At 67.0% G+C, this 17,074-nt stretch carries 11 protein-coding genes; 5 read left to right on the forward strand and 6 right to left on the reverse strand.

The window, feature by feature from the left end; genetic code table 11:
- Nucleotides 1-144 precede the first annotated feature (144 nt).
- Nucleotides 145-1,143 carry a hypothetical protein gene (locus AKJ09_RS49620; RefSeq protein ID WP_146654875.1) on the forward strand — a complete coding sequence of 333 codons (999 nt, stop codon included), beginning with the start codon at nt 145-147 and terminating at the stop codon, nt 1,141-1,143.
- 63 nt (nt 1,144-1,206) lie between these two features.
- Here the strand turns inward: AKJ09_RS49620 and AKJ09_RS49625 are convergent, their stop codons facing one another.
- Genes AKJ09_RS49625 through hrcA form a run of 4 tightly spaced genes read right to left on the reverse strand, consistent with a single transcriptional unit; the run spans nt 1,207 to nt 5,382 of the window.
- Nucleotides 1,207-1,758 carry a hypothetical protein gene (locus tag AKJ09_RS49625; RefSeq protein ID WP_146654876.1) on the reverse strand — a complete coding sequence of 184 codons (552 nt, stop codon included), beginning with the start codon at nt 1,756-1,758 and terminating at the stop codon, nt 1,207-1,209.
- A gap of 15 nt (nt 1,759-1,773) precedes the next feature.
- Nucleotides 1,774-2,925 (reverse strand): cation diffusion facilitator family transporter, encoded by a 1,152-nt coding sequence (locus AKJ09_RS49630; protein ID WP_146654877.1) that lies wholly within the window; start codon nt 2,923-2,925, stop codon nt 1,774-1,776.
- A gap of 2 nt (nt 2,926-2,927) precedes the next feature.
- Nucleotides 2,928-4,286, reverse strand: coding sequence for a cyclic nucleotide-binding domain-containing protein (locus AKJ09_RS49635; protein WP_146654878.1), 1,359 nt, complete (start codon nt 4,284-4,286; stop codon nt 2,928-2,930).
- Nucleotides 4,287-4,329: 43 nt separating this feature from the next.
- The gene (hrcA, locus tag AKJ09_RS49640; RefSeq protein ID WP_146654879.1) at nt 4,330-5,382 is read right to left on the reverse strand and encodes a heat-inducible transcriptional repressor HrcA; all 1,053 of its coding nucleotides are present in this window, start codon (nt 5,380-5,382) and stop codon (nt 4,330-4,332) included.
- A 135-nt stretch (nt 5,383-5,517) separates the two neighbouring features.
- On the opposite strand from hrcA, the gene AKJ09_RS49645 reads away from it, so the two are divergent.
- The gene (locus AKJ09_RS49645) at nt 5,518-6,411 is read left to right on the forward strand and encodes an extensin family protein (protein WP_146654880.1); all 894 of its coding nucleotides are present in this window, start codon (nt 5,518-5,520) and stop codon (nt 6,409-6,411) included.
- A gap of 405 nt (nt 6,412-6,816) precedes the next feature.
- Here AKJ09_RS49645 and AKJ09_RS49650 read toward each other — a convergent pair whose 3' ends face one another.
- Together AKJ09_RS49650 and AKJ09_RS49655 are read right to left on the reverse strand one after the other, a co-directional pair.
- A complete protein-coding gene (locus AKJ09_RS49650; protein ID WP_146654881.1) occupies nt 6,817-8,595 on the reverse strand; it encodes a peptide MFS transporter in 1,779 nt (592 codons plus the stop codon).
- Nucleotides 8,596-8,788: 193 nt separating this feature from the next.
- Complete coding sequence (locus AKJ09_RS49655) at nt 8,789-9,790, reverse strand: RluA family pseudouridine synthase (protein ID WP_169928617.1); 1,002 nt, start codon at nt 9,788-9,790, stop codon at nt 8,789-8,791.
- 60 nt (nt 9,791-9,850) lie between these two features.
- On the opposite strand from AKJ09_RS49655, the gene AKJ09_RS49660 reads away from it, so the two are divergent.
- The 3 genes from AKJ09_RS49660 (at nt 9,851) to AKJ09_RS49670 (ending at nt 17,050) form a co-directional block, all read left to right on the forward strand.
- Nucleotides 9,851-10,771 carry a response regulator transcription factor gene (locus AKJ09_RS49660; RefSeq protein WP_146654883.1) on the forward strand — a complete coding sequence of 307 codons (921 nt, stop codon included), beginning with the start codon at nt 9,851-9,853 and terminating at the stop codon, nt 10,769-10,771.
- 108 nt (nt 10,772-10,879) lie between these two features.
- A complete protein-coding gene (locus AKJ09_RS49665; protein ID WP_169928618.1) occupies nt 10,880-13,720 on the forward strand; it encodes a valine--tRNA ligase in 2,841 nt (946 codons plus the stop codon).
- A 195-nt stretch (nt 13,721-13,915) separates the two neighbouring features.
- Nucleotides 13,916-17,050 (forward strand): ArnT family glycosyltransferase, encoded by a 3,135-nt coding sequence (locus AKJ09_RS49670; RefSeq protein ID WP_146654885.1) that lies wholly within the window; start codon nt 13,916-13,918, stop codon nt 17,048-17,050.
- Nucleotides 17,051-17,074 lie beyond the last annotated feature (24 nt).

Consider the following 17,074-nt stretch of genomic DNA (forward strand, 5'->3'; position numbering starts at 1 on the left):
ACGTGGATACTGGAGCCGCCGGAGGGGTCGTACCGGTTCGTACCGGTCCCCTCCCGGACCTGGGTGCTTCGCTCGGTCCGCCTGTCGGTCGTATCACCCGTATCACCCGTAGACCTGCCCGTCGTACCTCGGAGGACATCACCCATGACGTCTCGCCTCTCGTCGCTCGTCGCCTTCGGCGTCCTCGGTGCGCTCAGTGCCCTCGCGTGGACAGGCTGCGGAACCGGGTCGGAGGCGCGCTACTACTGCGACGGCTCGGGCTGCTTCACGTGTGACGCGTACGGCTGCTCCACCGTCACCCCGCCGGCCAAGAAGTCGTGCACCGGAAGTTCCAGCTGCCCTGCGGGCTCGGTCTGCACCGCCTCGGGCTGCGCGGTCGCCTGCAAGGACAACTCGGCGTGTCCGCAAGGTGAAGTCTGTCAGTCTGGACTCTGCAGCGCACCCCAGACGAACCCGGGCACCGCGAAGGAGTGCACGACAAAGACAGACTGCGGCGACGGCAAGACCTGCGTCGGCGGCTCCTGCCAGGCCTGCGGCGGCACCGCGGGCCCCTGCCCCTGCACCGCCGCCTCGGACTGCAGCACGGGTCAGCAATGCGTGGCCGGCGCATGCACCGACAAGAAGAACGTCTGTCAGTTCTCGAGCGAGTGCGGCGAAGGAAAAGTTTGCGCCGACGGCCAATGCCTCGGCAGCTGCGAAACGGCTCCTTGCGCCGACGGCTTCACCTGCGACAAGGGCGCGTGCAAACCCAAGCCGACCACCGGTTGCACGACCAACGCGGATTGCTCGGGCAACACCCCACAGTGCGCGGCCGGTTCGTGCGTGCAGGCCTGCACCGCCGATGCGGAATGCAGGACGGGCAACTACTGCAACCAGGGGGCGTGTGCGGTCGACACCCGACCGAAGCCGAACTGCACCGAAGACGCCCAGTGTGGCGGTACGGCGTCGACGCCGAAGAAGTGCCTCGGCGGCTTCTGCAAGTACACCTGCACGACGGACGACTACTGCCGCACCATCGACTCGCGTATCGGCTACTGCGCGAAGGACGGCGTGTGTCGCAACTTTGCCGAAGCGAGCGCCCAGTGTGTCGCCAGCACCGATTGCACCGGCGGCAAGGCCTGCGTGGACAACCAGTGCAAGTGACGAACGCCTGAGACGCTGACGCGCCGCCCTGCCGATCACGCAGAGAGCGCCGTGCGGGACTCGTCAGGGCAAGGTCGCCGCATCGCCGGCGCCTTGCTCGGCGGGTCCCGCGTCGTTTTCGGGGGTCGGTTCGATCCTCGGCGGCGCGGACCTACGGCGCGGCTCGGAACGAGGCTCGCGCTGGACGGTCACGTCACGGCCGAGCTCGTCGCTTCCGCGGTCGACTTCGTGGACCTGCGCGACGGGGCCTCGAGCACCGGCCGCGAGCACCACGCGATAGAACTTGCCCGGGCTGCCCTCGAACGCGACCTCGTCGATGTGCGCTTCGGGCTCGTTCGTGTCGGTGACCATCACCGAGTGCTTGCCAGGGAGCAACTCGATGTGGAGGCGGCCGTCGCGCTCGAGCGGCGCGGCCACGTCTTGCCCGTCGAGGGTGAGCAGGCGCACCGACTCCTTGCCGTTGATGCGCAGGATCGAGAGCTCGCTCTGCGGGCGCTCCTCGCCAGGGTACTGGGCCACGACGAACGTGGGCCCCGGGCAGCCGACGAGGGCGAGAGCGAACGCGGCCGCGGCCACGCCCGCGAGCTTGAAGCCCACCTTACGCATGATTCCCATCGCGGCGAACGATAGCTAGTTGCGCGGTTGCGCGTCGACCTGAACCGTCACGTATTCGACCTGGAAACGCGTACGGAGGATGTCCCCGAGGCGCGTTCCGAGAGCCGTATCGGTGCCGTCGGCGGTGACGTGCACCATCACCGCGTCGTGCCCCGTGCCGAGCGACCAAACGTGGAGCGCGTGGACGCCGAGCACGCCGGGATGCGCGAGAATCACCTTGCGAATCCGGTTCACGGGAAGCTGAGGCGGAGCCGCCTCGAGGAGCACGTAACCGGCGTCGCGAAGCAGGCGGTAGGCGCCAACGAGCAGGATGGCGACGACGAGAAAGCTCGCCAGCGGGTCGACGATCGGCGGCGCGCCCATGCGAATCGCGAGGCCTGCCGCGAAGGCCGCCAGCGATCCGAGCGCGTCGCCCATGAGGTGCAGCCAGGCGCCCCTCAAGTTGAGGTGATGGGCATGCGCCGCGGGGTGCTCTCCCTCGTCGTCATCCGCGTGCCCGTGCGCGTGCGCGTCGTGCGCATGATCATGGCCGTGATCGTGATGGACATGATCGTGCCCATCATCCTTGCAGGCGTGGTCATGCTCTCCGTGCGCGTGACCATGATCATGGTGGTCATGGGCATGATCGTGCGCATGATCATGCTTGTGGGCGCTGCCATGACCATGACCGTGACCGTGCCCATGGTCATGCCCGTGCGCGTGCCCATGCCCGTGTAGCCCCATCACGCCGTGGAGGAGCCAAGCGCTGAGCCCATTCACCACGAGCGCAGCGCTCGCGACGATGAGCATCAGCCCCGACTTGGGCACGCGGTGGCTCCCGAGATCTTCGAAGGCGTCACGCACGAGCTCGATGCAGACGCCGATCACGAGGGCGCCGTTGACGAGCGCGGCGAGCGATTCCGCCCGGCGGAGGCCGAAGGTGAACCGTGCGTTCGGGCGTGCCGAAGCGATGCGCATCGCGCCGAGGCTGATGCCGAGCGCGAAGACGTCCATCAGGAGATGGAAAGCGTCGGCCTCGAGAACGTCGCTCTGCGCCGCCTTGGCGCCCATGAGCTCGAAGACGAAGAAGAGGGCGATGACGACGAGCACGACGAGCAGTCGGCGCGCCTGTTTTTGCTCCGTTGCAGTGGCTACGGGCGCGACGTCGGCGTGTACTTCGGAAGACATGTTCACACGAGGATGTAGTCCTCGGCGGCTGCCGTCGTCGTACTACCGGCAAGCACGCTCGAGGTCTCTTCGTCGCGCTCGACGGCGACGAGATACAGGCCCGCGAGGATCGCGGGGTGGGCGCGCACGAGATCGACGAAGTCCTCGCGCGGGAGATGGAGAGTGACCGTGGGGTGCACGGCCACGACGTCGGCGTTGGCTTTCCGACGGAGAACGAGGGCCACTTCGCCCACCGTCTCGCCAACACCGAGCGTCGCGATGACGAACGTCTCGCCGCCTTCTTCGCGTCCGACGACAGCGACTTCGCCGGATGCGATGAGGTGGAGACCACTCGTGTCTTTGCCGTCTTCGATGAGCTTCTGGCCCTTCTCGAAGACCTTCGTTTCGAAGCGCTCGACGAGCGCGGGGCGCTGCTGCGCGGCCACCGCGAGGAGCACCTTCGACGTACGGACGAGGTTCGCCACCATGCGACGGCGGCAGTGGGCAGCGAGCTCCACGCCGACGTCGGGCCGCTTCTCGGCCACGCCCTCGAGCGCATCGCGACGCGCGACGAGGATGATCGACGGACGACACGCGACGACGCTCGCCGAGCGCGGAGCGCGCGAGAGAAGGGCCATCTCGCCGAACAGCGCGCCATTGGCGAGGCGCGCGAGGGTCAGCGTTCGACCGTCTTCCGTCGTGCGGCGAACCTCGAGCTCACCGCGCGCGACGATGTATGCCTCGGCGCCCGCTTCGCCCTCGGCGATGACGGAGTGACCGGCAGGCACGGTCATCATCTCGAAGCAGCCGATGAGGGCGCGTAGGCCTTCCTTCTCGAGCGCGCTGAAGAGCGGCAGGGGCGAGACGAGCGCGGTCGCGGAGTCGTCGTTCTGCTCCCGGTCCTTCGACGCGTCGTGGATGATCCCCGTCGACTTCGAGAGCAGCGCCGGGCCCGAGAGAAACGAGCTCAACGGCTGGAAATCGCTGTCGTTCGGAAGCGGCGGAGGCGGCGCATCCTCGTCCGACAAGCGAGACGACCCGGCGCAGAAGGCCCCAGCGATCTCGTCGAGGCGCCTCGAGACGTCGACGCCGAGGTTCTGGAGATCGCCGACGGCCGCGACGGCCAGAGGAAGGTTCCCCGCGTCGATGGCGCAAGCGACGCCGAGCTCGAAGCCTTCGACGGCGGCCTCGGTTCGACCGGCCTCCGCGAGCAGGCGACTCGTCAGGATGAGCGCGCTCGGCGACGACGGTTCGCGTTGCACGACGGCCGCGCTCCAGCGCAGCGCGGCTTCGCGTTCGCCAGCCAGCAGAAGCGCGAGCGCACGGTCGAGCGGAGAGTCGGAGGTTTGGGCGCCGGGGAGATCCGGCGGGGCCGCGCGCATGGGTCCGCCGATCCTACACCAGGTGGCAGGGGTCCACTATGCCTTAGCGTTTCTCGGATTCGTCGTCGCGTTCGCGCCGTTCGCTGAGTGAGCTCATGGCGTTGGCGGTGGCGGTCACGAGGGGGACGACCTTCGGATAATCCATACGCGTCGGCCCGATGATGCCGACCGATCCGGCGGTTCGCCCCTGGTTTTTGTAGGCCGCGCCGATGATCGAGAGCTGGCCCCCGGCCAGGTCCCCGGCCTCGTGACCGACGACCACGACCATGCTCTTGGCGGCCAGGGTCGCGTCGAGGAGGCGCACGATGCCTTCGGCCTCGTCGAGCGCGTTGACGACGCCCTTGAGGCCCTGGGCATCCGAAAACTCGGGCAGACCGAGCAGCTTCGCTCGCCCTTCGATGACGATGTCAGCGCCGGCGTCGGCCGCCTCGGCGAGAGCCGCTTCGCCGAGCTCGAAGGCCACTTTGCGCACGGCATCGTGCTGCACGCTCTCGGCCTTCTTGCGGCGGAGGAAAAGGTCACGCAGCTCCCCGAGCGTGCGGCCTTCGATGACGTCGTCGAGAAGGTTGTGCACCTTCACGAGCTCGCTCTCCTCGACCGATGCTTTGAGGAAGCGGTTTTGCACCGAGCCGTTCGCCATCACCAGCACGGCGAGGAGCTCGCCCGGCATCGTGCGGATGAAGCGAAGGTGCTTGAGCGTCATCGACTCGGCCTTCGGCGACACGACGACGGCGGCGGTTCCCGCGAGCTCGGAGAGCAAGCGCCCCGTCTCACGCAGGAAGTTCGGCCCCGGCTCGATCTCCGAGAAGCGCATGAGGATGCTGGCGTTCTCTTCGTCAGAGAGCGGACGGAGATCCATCATCGCGTCGATGAAGAGGCGAAACGCCTTGTCCGTCGGCACGCGGCCCGCGCTGGTGTGCGGCTGATGGAGGTAGCCGAGCTCCTCGAGATCGGAGAGGACGTTGCGAATGCTCGCCGGCGAGAGCTCGATGCCCTTCTTCGAGAGCGTGCGTGACCCAACCGGCTCTCCGGACGCCACGAACTCGGTGATGCACGCGTAGAGGATCTGTCTCGCGCGCTGCGACAAATCCGTCATTGGTTGGAATTCTAGCAGGTCCACCAAACGTCGGGACAAGCGCGACGGGGCCGCGAACGGTCAGACACGGACTTACAACTGCGTCAAATTCTACCGTTTTCGCGATCTTCGCCTTCAAGGCTAGACTCAGCCGCGATGCGGCGCAGTTCCCCCCCGGCTTTTCGCCTGGCTCGCCTGGCTCGCCTGCCTGCGCTCCTTTCGGGCCTCGCCGGTCTGGTCGTGCCGCTCGGGGTACCGGCGGCCCAGGCGACCGAGTCGGCCGAAGAGGCGCCGCCACACAACGACGAGGATGAGCTTGCCGAGGTCGACGCCTTCGCGGCCGACCGGAGCGCCAACGGAAGCCCGTTCATCGAAGCTCCAGGGATGGCTGTGGGCCTATCGACCGCATCGGCGGTCCTGCCGTATGGAGGCGCGCCTCCTTCGGCCCGTTACGTCACGATGGATCGCAAGACCTGCGAAGCCGAGCTCGTGCATCGGCGAATCCCCTTCGATCGGGTCGACGAAGCGCGCGGCGTGGTCGCGCCGGTGAGGCTCACCGGGCCGCTCTGGGGCGTCGCCTTCCACTCGAACCTCCCGTCCAAACAGCGCAAAACCTCGGTCTACGAGATCTACGACTGCCGCTTGGTGCTCGCCCTCGACGATTTCGCGCGCATCCTCTCGCGCTACGACATCGTCGACGTGACCCATCTCTCGGTCTACCGCCCCCCCCCGCAGCGCACGCCGCTCAAGGGCCCCGGGCGACGTCACTCGGGCGCGCTCGCGATCGACGCGGCGCTCTTCAAGACGCGCGACGGGCGAACGCTGAGCGTGCTGAAGGACTTCAACGGTCGCATCGGCGCCAAGACGTGCAGCTCGACGGGCACGCCGTCGAAGCTCTCCGCCAACGCGACCACGCTACGCCAGCTGGTGTGCGAGGCCGCCGACGCACGCCTCTTCAACGTGCTGCTCACGCCGGACTTCAACTGGGCTCACCGCAATCACTTCCACCTGGAAGTGACCTCCGGAGCCCGCTGGATCTACGTCAAGTAGGCTCCGAGACGGTAACTCGGGGACCCCAGAAGGAAACTCGCCCCTCATCCCCAGCCCTTCTCCCTGAGGGAGAAGGGAGCAAGAGCTCTGCGTTTGGCGGCTAGAAAGCGCGCCCTCATCCCCCGACCCCTTCTCCCTCGGGAGAAGGGGTCGGGGGATGAGGTGGATGGGCAGATATTTGCAGAACGCACACAACGAAGCGGCGCGCCGACGGCCACCGCAAAAGCAAACCCCTTCTCCCATTGGGAGAAGGGGTTTGGGGATGAGGGCCTCTTCCCCCCCTTCTCCCTTAGGGAGAAGGGGCGGGGGTTGAGGGTCGAGTTATTCTTCTAGAAGTCGCCATTCTTCTAGAAGTCGCCATTCTTCTAGAAGTCGCCATTCTTCTAGCGTTGGTTCTGGAACCTTCTAGGCCTTGCCGTGCATCCACTTCTTGAGAAGTGGCGTCAGCGCGAGGAGCAGGATCGCCGGGCCGATCGAGCTCACGACGAGGAAGCCGTAGATCGGCACCTGCACCTTGGTGAGCATCGATTCGAGCGTGCCGGCGAGGTAGTTCGCGACGGCCGACGAGAAGAGCCAGAGGCCCATCGCGAGCGACGAGACGCGCGGCGGCGCGAGCTTCGTGACCATCGAGAGGCCGATCGGCGAGAGGCAAAGCTCGCCGATGGTGTGGATGATGTAGACCGCGCCGAGCCACGCCGCGCTGGCCTTGGCGCCGTTCGCGGTGCCGATCTTCTGACCGAAGAAGAGGATCAGGAAGCCGAAGCCGAGGATGATCATGCCGATCGCCATCTTGGTCGGCGTCGACGTGCGGTACTTGCCCGAGTCGAGCTTGTCCCACAGGTTCGAGAACGTCGGCGCGAGGGCGACGATGATGAGCGGGTTGATCGCCTGGAACTGCGAGGCCGGGATGTTCGTCGCCTGGCCGGTGGCGAGGCCGTAGCCGCCCATGCCGAGCGCCGCGAGGCCGAGGAGCGCGAACATGGCGGTCAGCGAGAGCCAGAGCGCCTGGCCGCTCGCCTCGCTCTTCGTCGAACGACGGAAGTTGTAGGCGCAGGCGAAGACGAACGCGGCGATGAGGATCATGCCGATCCCGCCGATGTTGCGCTCCGTCTGCTCGGCGGCGAACAGCGTCATCGTTCCGCCGGCCTGCTCGAATCCCATCCAGAAGAAGATGTTGAACGCGCAGAGGATGATGATGACGAGGATCTGCTGCGCTTCCTGGGCGTTCGAGCCGCGGAACAACTGGAAGAAGACCGCGCCGATGGCCGCGAGGCCGAGCAGGCCCTTCACGAAGCCGGGCGCCGCGCCCCAGGCCGGGCCGACGAAGTTCCACGCGAAGAGCACGCCCCAGACGAGCGCGCAGGTGCCGGCCGTCCAGATGACGACGTCGATGTAGTCGCGCGAGCCGAGGAGGATCGCCTTCGCGCTCACGACGCTGCTGCGGTACGGCGGCTCACCGACGATTTCCTTCTTCGTCTCGCGTCCGGGCGGCAGGCCCGTGTCGCCGAGGTGCTTCTGGCCCATCGCGAACTGCGCGAGGCCGAGCGTCATGCCGAGGGCCGCGGAGCCGAAGCCGGCCGCGAACGCGACCTTCTCGCCGAGCGTTCCGCAGATGATCGGCGACCAGAGCGCGCCGAGGTTGATGCCCATGTAGAAGATCGTGAAGGCGCCGTCGCGGCGGGTGTCGCCTTCGCGATAGAGGCCACCGACCATCGTCGAGATGTTCGGCTTGAAGAAGCCGTTACCCGCGATGAGCAGGCCGAGCGCCAGGAACAGCAGCGACTCCGACATCAGCGCGAGCTGGCCGATCGCCATCACGATGCCGCCGATGAGGACCGCCTTGCGGCGACCGAGGATCTTGTCGGCCAGGTATCCGCCGAGGAGCGGCGTCAGGTAAACGAGGCCGGTGTAGAGGCCGTAGATCTCGAGAGCGTGCTCGCGATCGAGCTTGATCTTCTGGGTCAGGTAGAGGACGAGGAGCGCCCTCATGCCGTAGTACGAGAAGCGCTCCCAGGCCTCCGCTCCGAAGAGCGTGTAGAGGCCTCTCGGGTGCCCCTTCTGGCCTTCGCCACCGCCGGTGCTCGAAGTCGTCGAAGTCCCGGAGGTGCCGGCGCCGCTGGCGCCCTCTCCGTCGGCTTCTTTCGCCAAGGCCATCTCGTTCGTGAGCGCGCTCTGGTTCGTCATTGTGCCTCGGCCCCCGGCCAAACGCTCGAAGGCGGCGCATCCAAGCACAAAGCCAGAGGCGCCGAAAGCGCGTCGACACCGGTTCGTACCCGGATCGTCACCGCCCCGGGAGCGGCCGCCCCCGTCACCGATTCGCCACGCGGTCAGACCTCCGCGAACCGTGACGGGACCGGCCGAGCTGCAACGTGGCGCGTCAACGCCTCAGCCAGTCGAGGACCTCCTGCATGTCCTTCGGCGGCTCGGAGGTCCAGCGCATCTCCCGTTCGGTTGCAGGATGCACGAATCCGAGCTCCGCGGCGTGGAGCATGAGCCTCGGCGCGGGCACGACCTTGTCCTCGTGCGCGCGGGCGAAATCCCGAATGTACACGCGATCGCCGACCACCGGATGGCCGGCCTCGCTCATGTGGATGCGGATCTGGTGGGTGCGCCCCGTCTCGAGGCTGCAGGCGACGAGCGTGCACGGCTGGCCCGCAGCCTTGCCCGGCAGGCGCTCGACGACCTCGACGTGCGTGACGGCGAGCTGCGTTTTTTCCGAGCCGACGGCCTTCTGTCGCCCGTGACGCTTCTCGACCGAGCCCCTCAAGCCGTCGCCACGATCGGGCACGAAGTTCGAGCGAATCGTGCAGGAATCCATCTTGCCGTGGACGATGGCGAGATAGCGCCGGTGGACATGGTGGAAGCGAAACGCCTGCAGGAGCGACTTCTTCGCCGCCCATGAGCGGGTGAAGACGACAAGCCCCGAGGTCTCCTTGTCGATACGGTGGACGACACCGAGCGTGGGTGGCGGTCCTCCGCGCTTTTCGACCTTGCCGATCAGGGTGCGAACGCGCTCATCGAGCGCCGCGTCTTCACCGGGCTGGGCCCGTTTGGCGATCGACGCGCCCATGCCTTCCGGATCGAACGCCACCGTGTTGATGCCCGCGGGCTTCTCCACGACCACGAGGTGCGGGTCGAGGTGAACGAGGGTCTTGTCGGGCAACTCCGTACCCGTCCGGCGGCGTGCGGCCGGATCGAGCACCACTTCAGCCCCCGCCCTGACGCGGGTAAGCGGGTCCGTCACCGTCTTGCCGTTCACCGCAACCTTGCCTCGGCGAACCATGTCGCGTGCTTGGCCCCACGTGAGGCCGAAGAGTGTGCGGACCGCGCCGTCGAGGGCGGACCCCGCGAGATCTTGAGAAATCGAGCCTTGTCGCATCGCGCACATAGCTTGACACGACCTGTCCCACCTCCGCACAATCGATTCCGGAGACAACCAGTGGCCAAGACCCTCCTCGCTGTCGACGACAGCGTCACGATGCGAAAAGTCCTCGAGATCACCTTCTCGGGTGAAGACTTTCGCGTGATCACCGCGGACAACACGCAAAATGCCCTCGGCAAGCTGAACGAAGGGCCTTCGGTGCTGGTCGTCGACACCGCTCTCGGGGGCGAGGACGGCTACGCGCTCGCGAAGGAGCTGCGCAAGCGCAACCCCGCGGCGGCGATCATCATGCTCGCGAGCCGCTACGCGCCCTACGATCAGGGCCGCGGCCGTGACGCCGGCGCGGACGATTGGGCCGACAAGCCCTTCGACACCCAGCAGCTCATCGACAAGGTCCGCAAGGTTATCGTCGCGAAGGAAGCGGGCGCGCCGGCCCCCGTCCCCGTCGCGGCGGGTGCCGCCGCCGCTCCTTTCCGGGCTCCGGCAGGTGCACCGTTTGGTGCTCCGCCGGCTCCGGCGACCGCGCCGATGGCGGCGGGTCCCGTCGGTGGCGGCCTCGGCCGCGGAACGCAGCCCTCGCTCGGCGGCAACGTGCCGGTGCGCACGGGCACGCTCGTGTTCGGCGAAGGCTCGGGCACCTCGATGCCGTCGTTCGGTGCGCCGGCGGCGCCTCGTCCGGCTCCTCCCGCGCCCGTCGCGGCGGCGCCTGCTCCCGCGCCGGCCCCTACGCCCGCTCCGGCGCCTATCGCGCCGGCTCCTATCGCGGCGGCTCCTGCACCCGCCCCTGCCAGCCCTGTCTCGGCCGCCGTCAATGGTCACCTCGCAGGCAAGCTCGGCGATCTGGGTCTGACCTCGCAGCAAGCCGAGGCCGTCCTCGCGCTCTCGCGTGAGGTCGTCGAGCGCGTGGTCTGGGAAGTCGTCCCGCACCTCGCCGAGACGCTCATCAAAGAAGAGCTCTCGCGCCTCACGCGCGACTAGGGCGCGCTCCGCCGAACGCGCATTCCCGCCCCGCATTCCCGCGCGGCGCATCGAGCCTCAGCTTGGTCCTGAGGCATGGTGCGCCGCGTTGTGGTAATGCCGGGGGTTATGACGACGGCCGGCAACGAACCGACAGCAGGACCCGACCTCAACAAGGCCTACGAGCCGAAAGAGGTCGAGGAGCGCTGGTACGCCTTCTGGGAGAAGGAAGGCGTCTTCCACGCGAACGAAGATCCGAGCGATACGCGTCCGACCTACGTCGTTCCCCTGCCCCCGCCGAACGTCACGGGCTCGCTGCACATGGGCCACGCGATGATGGCCACGCTCGAAGACGTGCTCGTCCGCTTCGAGCGTATGCGCGGCAAGAACACGCTCTGGCAGCCCGGCATCGACCACGCCGGCATCGCCACGCAGACCGTGGTGGAGCGCCAGCTCAAGCGCGAAGGCAAGACGCGTCAGGATCTCGGGCGCGAAGCGTTCGTCGAGCGCGTGTGGAAGTGGAAGGCCGAGAGCGGCGGCCAGATCATGCGGCAGATGCGCGTGCTCGGCGCCTCGCAGGACTGGCCGCGCACCAAGTTCACGATGGACCCCGACCTGAGCGTCGCGGTCACCGAAGCCTTCGTGCGCCTCTACGAAGAGGGGCTCATCTACCGCGCCAAGCGCCTCATCAACTGGTGCCCCGAGTGCATGACCGCCCTCAGCGATCTCGAAGTCGAGAACGAAGAGGGACAGAACGGCGAGCTCTTCCAGTTTGCCTACAAGGTCGAAGGCTCGGACGAAGAGCTCGTGGTCGCCACCACGCGTCCGGAGACGATGCTCGGCGATACCGCCGTGGCCGTTCACCCCGACGATCCGCGTTACAAGCACCTGCACGGCAAGATGCTCGTGCACCCGTTCGTCGATCGCTTGGTGCCGATCATCACGGACGCGATCCTCGTCGATCCGAAGTTCGGCACCGGCGCCGTGAAGGTCACGCCCGCACACGACTTCAACGACTTCGCCACGGGCAAGCGCCACAACCTGCCCGAGATCAACATCCTGAATCTCGACGGCACGATGAACGCCGAAGCCGGTCCCTTCGCGGGGCTCGAGCGTAAGCGCGCGCGCACCGCCGTGAAGAAGGCGCTCGACGAGAAGGGCCTCGCGCGCGGAGCGAAGCCCCACATCCTCGCGCTGCCGAAGTGTCAGCGCTCGGGCGGCGTGGTCGAGCCGATGATCTCGACGCAGTGGTTCTGCAAGATGAAGAACATGGCCGACGCCGCGATCGAAGCGGTGCGCGACGGCCGTACGAAGATCATCCCCGAGGAGTGGACCAAGACGTACGATCACTTCCTCGAGAACATCCAGGACTGGTGCGTGTCGCGTCAGCTCTGGTGGGGTCACCAGATCCCGGCCTGGCACGGCCCGAATGGCGAGATCAAGGTCTCCCGCACGCGTCCGCCGGAGTGTGGTGAAGGCTGGACGCAGGATCCCGACGTCCTCGACACCTGGTTCTCGAGCGCGCTCTGGCCCTTCTCCACGCTGGGCTGGCCGAACGAGACCAACGCGCTCAAGAAGTTCTATCCGGCGAACGATCTCGAGACCGGCTACGACATCATCTTCTTCTGGGTGGCCCGAATGATGATGTTCGGCCTCCACTTCATGGGCGAGGTGCCCTTCAAGCGCATCCTCATGCACGGCATGGTCGTCGACGAGACCGGCGACAAGATGAGCAAGGTGAAGGGGAACGTCATCGACCCCTTGGACCTCGTCTACGGCGCCAAGCCCGAGGCGATCGCCGAGCACGCCGCCCCCGGCGTGCCCGTGCAGGAGGCGCTCACCAAGTTCAAGAAGTCCTATCCGTCGATCGCGGCCGACATCGAGAAGGGTGTCGGCTTCCCGGCCTACGGAACGGACGCCGTGCGCTACACGCTGGCGACGTATCCGCCGTCGAACAAGCGCATCGCGCTCGCGCCGAAGCGCATCGAGGGCTACCGCCACTTCGCGAACAAGATTTGGAACGCGTCGCGTCTTTGCCTCGGCTACCTCGAAGGCCTCGACGCATCGAAGGTGACGGGCGCGCCGCCGGCGGTGAAGGGCTTCTTCAACCGCTGGATCCTCGCGCAGCTCGGCAAGACCATCGCGATCGCGACCACCGGTCTGTCGAACTTCCGCATCGACGAGGCGGCGGTCGAAGCCTACCGCTTCTTCTGGAACGACTTCTGCGACTGGTACCTCGAGGTCACGAAGCCCATTCTCCGCGGAGAAGGCGGCGTGGTCCCGAACACGCCGGAAGCGGAAGAGACGCGGCTCACGATGGCGCACGTCCTCGAGACCTCGCTCCGTCTTCTGCACCCGCTGATGCCGTACATCACCGAGGAGCTTTGGCAGCGCACGCCGCGTCCGGCGTCGCGTCGTTCGTCCCTCGCCTTCGGCCCCTACCCCACGGCGTCCGACGCGATCGACGACGACGCAGCCATCCGCGACATGGAGCTGTTCAAGGCCGTCGTCAGCGCGGCTCGCACGATCCGCAGCGAGCACGAGGTCGAGCCGAAGGCCGAGGTGCCGCTCGCGCTCCGTACCGACAGTGAGACGGCGCGCGCCCTCCTCACCGATCGCCTCCCGACCATCACCTTCCTCACCCGCGGCAAAGACACCGTGGTCGAGAAGGTCGGCGGGCCGCGCGAAGCCGGCACCATGGCCGGCGTGGTTCCGAGCCCCCACGGCCCCATCGAGATCCTCGTGGGCCTCAAGGGCCTCGTGACCAAGGACAAGGAGCTCACGCGTATCGAGCGCGAGCTCAAGCGCATCGAAAAGGACCTCGCCGCCATCGAGAAGAAGATGTCGAGCAAGGGCTTCCTCGAGCGTGCCCCGAAGGAAGTCATCGACGAGACCAACGCCCTCAAGAAGCAGCTCGAGGACGCCCGCGGTCGGCTCGAAGAGTCGAAGAAGCTGGCCGCCGAGCTCTGATCAGGGGGGAGCCGAGCCTCGGGGGGGCGGTTCGAACGGGAAAATGCCGCTCGTCTGGTCTTGCGCCAGCAAAGTTGGTAAATCCCGTTCGCACCCTGGGGTTCAGGCCCCCTTTTACCTACATCCTAGCTTTGGCTCACTAGGTTCACGAACCACGAATCACGAACCAGGGGCCGCCGGCCAGCGAACGCACGCATGAGCGAGACGAAGTCGACGGACGTGAAGGACGAGGGGGACGCGACGACGCTCGAAGCGCCCTCGAAGGCGGCCACTCCTACGCGTGCAGACAAAGCCTCTGCGCACGAGGACAAGCCCGCGCCGCATGATCCCGAGGGGGACGACGAGGATGATGGCGACGACGACGTCGCCTCTCCTTCTCGAGCTGCCGCCGAAGGTGAGGGCAAGAGCGACGAGGACGAGGGGGCGGAGCTCCTGCCGCGCGGCAATCCGCTGCGCGTCAAGCGCGGTCTGATCGCGCTCCTCGGCGGAGCCATCCCTGCGTTCCTCCTGATGGCGAAGAACACGCAGAACGCCTGGGGCATCCCGGTCGGCTTCCTGTTCGTCGCCATCGCCGCGTTCGGCGTGATGGATCTGCTCGGCTCGTTCGACGACGAGACCCAGCCGACGACGTCGACCACGCTCGCGAACCTGCGCGGTCCGATCGCTCGCACGATCGCCTTGGTCGCCGCGTTCGCCGGCTCGCTTGCCGCCGCGCAAGCCGGGTTCGGTCCGTGGTGGGTCGGCTCCATCACCGTCACGGGCACGTTCCTCGGTCTCGTCGCGAGCCTGTTCGCCGTCGGTCGTTCACTCGGCCCGTGGGCAAAAGACGAGCTCGGCGAGGAGCGACCGCTCCTCCAGCGCCATGGCTTCTGGGTCGTCGCCATCGGCGCACTCCTCTACTTCCCGGCCATGGGTCTGCAGTCCCTGTGGGATCCCTGGGAAACGCACTACGGCGAGGTCGCCCGCGAGATCCTCTCGCGCGACGACTGGGTCTCGCTCTGGTGGGCACAAGACGGCTGGTTCTGGTCGAAGCCCATCCTGAACTTCTGGATCCAGTCGCTCGCGATGGGCACGTTGGGAACCCATTTCCAGCCCGATCAGATGCTGATCGGCGCCGGTGGGTTGCCCGTCGCGCATCCGGAATGGGTCGTTCGCACGCCGAACGTGCTCATGACCATCGGCGCGATGTACCTGCTCTACAAGGGCGTCGCGAAGGTCTTCGGTCGTCGTGCGGGCCTGCTCGGCGGGCTCGTGCTCGCCACCATGCCGGACTGGTTCTTCCTCGCGCACCAGACCATGACGGACATGCCGTTCGTCGCGTCGATGACCGCGGCGATGGGCCTGCTCCTCTACGGTCTCAACGTCGACGAAGACGCGCGCGTCAAAGTCTACGAGCTCGAGGCGTTCGGCATGAAGCTGCGCCTCTCGCTCTGGCACCTCGTGTTCGGCGCGGTGCTGATCTGCGCGATCCCGCAGATCCTCTACCTGCTCTCGCGCAACCTCGAGCTCGTTCTCGCGGGCGATCAGAAGGGTTTCCGCCTCCACTGGGACGAGTTCCGTTCCGGCTCGGCGGGCAACTGTGGCCTCCCGGGCAACGAGGCCTGCGCCTCGCATTCGCCGGCCAGCGTGCCGAAGTCGGTGGGCGCAAACCCCGACGGCATCGGTCCGAGCTTCATCCGCTACTTCGCCGGCTTCGAGCCTTCGCTCCAGGGCATCGCCTGGGCCGCGATCATCGGCGGCCTGCTGTACCTCAACTGGGGTGAACGCCGAACGCGCCGCATCGTCTACGTGGCGGCGTGGCTCTGCGCGGCGATCGCCACGATGGCGAAGGGCCCGGCCGGCGTCGGTCTGCCCGTCATCTGCGCGTTCGCGTACGTCGCAACGAAGAAGCGCTGGAGCGAGCTGCTCCGCCTCGAGCTTCTCAGCGGGTTGCTGGTCATCCTCGCGGTCGCCCTCCCCTGGTACATCGCGATGTACGTGCGGCACGGACCACCGTTCACCGACCGCATCATCATCCACGACATGTTCAACCGCGCCTTCAGCCACGTGCACGACACGAACGAAGGCGACGACACGGGCCTCCGCTACTACGTCTGGCAGCTCGGCTACGCGCTGTTCCCGTGGACGGGCTTGGCGCCTCTCGCGCTCGTGTGGGGCTTCCGTCGAAGCGACTCCGCGCTCTCGCGAGCAACGAATGGCAGGGGCACCGGAACCGCTCTCGCGGTCGGCGACGCCTCCGTCATGCTCGTGATGTGGTTCCTCTTCGCCTACGCCCTGTTCACGTTCATGGGCACGAAGTTCCACCACTACATCTTCCCGGCCGTTCCGCCGGTGGCGATGCTCGTTGGTGTCGTGCTCGACGACATCCTCGGCGACGAGCCTCTCGCGAAGATCGGCAAGCTGCCGTTCTACGTGGTGGGCCTCGGTCTCTCGACCGCGATCGCAACGTGGGGCGCAATGCGCTTCTGGTCGGGCTCGATGTTCGGTCGCGGCGGCCTCGATGCGAGTCCTCCCGTCGCCATCGGGGTGACCGTTCTCGGCCTCGTGGGCATCGGGGTCGTCGTGAAGATGTTCGGACGTCGCGCCACGGCCGGTATCACCACGGACCAACTCGTCGAGGAGGGCGGCTCGCCCTACCGCGGCGGCATCGTCTCCGTGGACGAAGAGGCGAAGCAGCGCCGGTTCCACGAGCAGCTCATGATCGGCGCGGCGGCCGTCCTCGCGGCGGTCGTCGTGGCCCTCGTCGGGCGCGACCTTTCGATCAAGCCCGACGGGTCGGATCAGCCTGGTGCCATTCGCCTGCTGCAGCTCTTCACGTACAACTACAAGCGCGCGTGGCCCGACTCGCTCGACTTCGGCGCGGTGCTCGGAGGCTTCACGGCGATCGCCGCGATCCTCTCGATCGCTGCCGGCGCACGCTCGATTCGTCGTCACGCCATCGCGGCGTTCTGCGCGTTCTCCATCGTGTGGGCCGCGTGGGGTCTCGACGTGTACATGGTCGCGATGTCGCCCCACTGGGGACAGCACGAGCTCATCGAAGCGTACTACCGCGATCGCCAGAGCCCCGACGATCAGCTCATCGCCTACCAGATGAACTGGAAGGGCGAGAACTTCTACACGAGCAACAAGATCCCCGCGTTCGTCTCGACGGGCGCGACGTATCAGAACTGGCTCAAGGCGCAGAAGGAGAAGGGCGTGAAGGTGATCTACCTCATCACCGAGCACTCCCGACTCAACGGCATGCGCAGTGAGACAGGCGCCAAGTCGTACAAAGAGCTCACCGACAAGGCGCTCTGCAACAAGTTCGTCGTCGTTCGCGCCGAGTTCTGAGATCGCTCAAGGTTCGATCGTTCC

The sequence above is a fragment of the Labilithrix luteola genome (assembly GCF_001263205.1).
In the GTDB taxonomy this organism is placed as follows: domain Bacteria; phylum Myxococcota_A; class Polyangia; order Polyangiales; family Polyangiaceae; genus Labilithrix; species Labilithrix luteola.

What these genes read in the sequence shown, in the direction of transcription:
- AKJ09_RS49650 (WP_146654881.1), bottom strand. Translation starts at nt 8,595, where the DNA reads ATGACGAACCAGAGCGCGCTCACGAACGAGATGGCCTTGGCGAAAGAA.
- AKJ09_RS49665 (WP_169928618.1), top strand. Translation starts at nt 10,880, where the DNA reads ATGACGACGGCCGGCAACGAACCGACAGCAGGACCCGACCTCAACAAG.
- hrcA (WP_146654879.1), bottom strand. Translation starts at nt 5,382, where the DNA reads ATGACGGATTTGTCGCAGCGCGCGAGACAGATCCTCTACGCGTGCATC.
- AKJ09_RS49635 (WP_146654878.1), bottom strand. Translation starts at nt 4,286, where the DNA reads ATGCGCGCGGCCCCGCCGGATCTCCCCGGCGCCCAAACCTCCGACTCT.
- AKJ09_RS49630 (WP_146654877.1), bottom strand. Translation starts at nt 2,925, where the DNA reads ATGTCTTCCGAAGTACACGCCGACGTCGCGCCCGTAGCCACTGCAACG.
- AKJ09_RS49670 (WP_146654885.1), top strand. Translation starts at nt 13,916, where the DNA reads ATGAGCGAGACGAAGTCGACGGACGTGAAGGACGAGGGGGACGCGACG.
- AKJ09_RS49655 (WP_169928617.1), bottom strand. Translation starts at nt 9,790, where the DNA reads ATGCGACAAGGCTCGATTTCTCAAGATCTCGCGGGGTCCGCCCTCGAC.
- AKJ09_RS49645 (WP_146654880.1), top strand. Translation starts at nt 5,518, where the DNA reads ATGCGGCGCAGTTCCCCCCCGGCTTTTCGCCTGGCTCGCCTGGCTCGC.
- AKJ09_RS49625 (WP_146654876.1), bottom strand. Translation starts at nt 1,758, where the DNA reads ATGGGAATCATGCGTAAGGTGGGCTTCAAGCTCGCGGGCGTGGCCGCG.
- AKJ09_RS49620 (WP_146654875.1), top strand. Translation starts at nt 145, where the DNA reads ATGACGTCTCGCCTCTCGTCGCTCGTCGCCTTCGGCGTCCTCGGTGCG.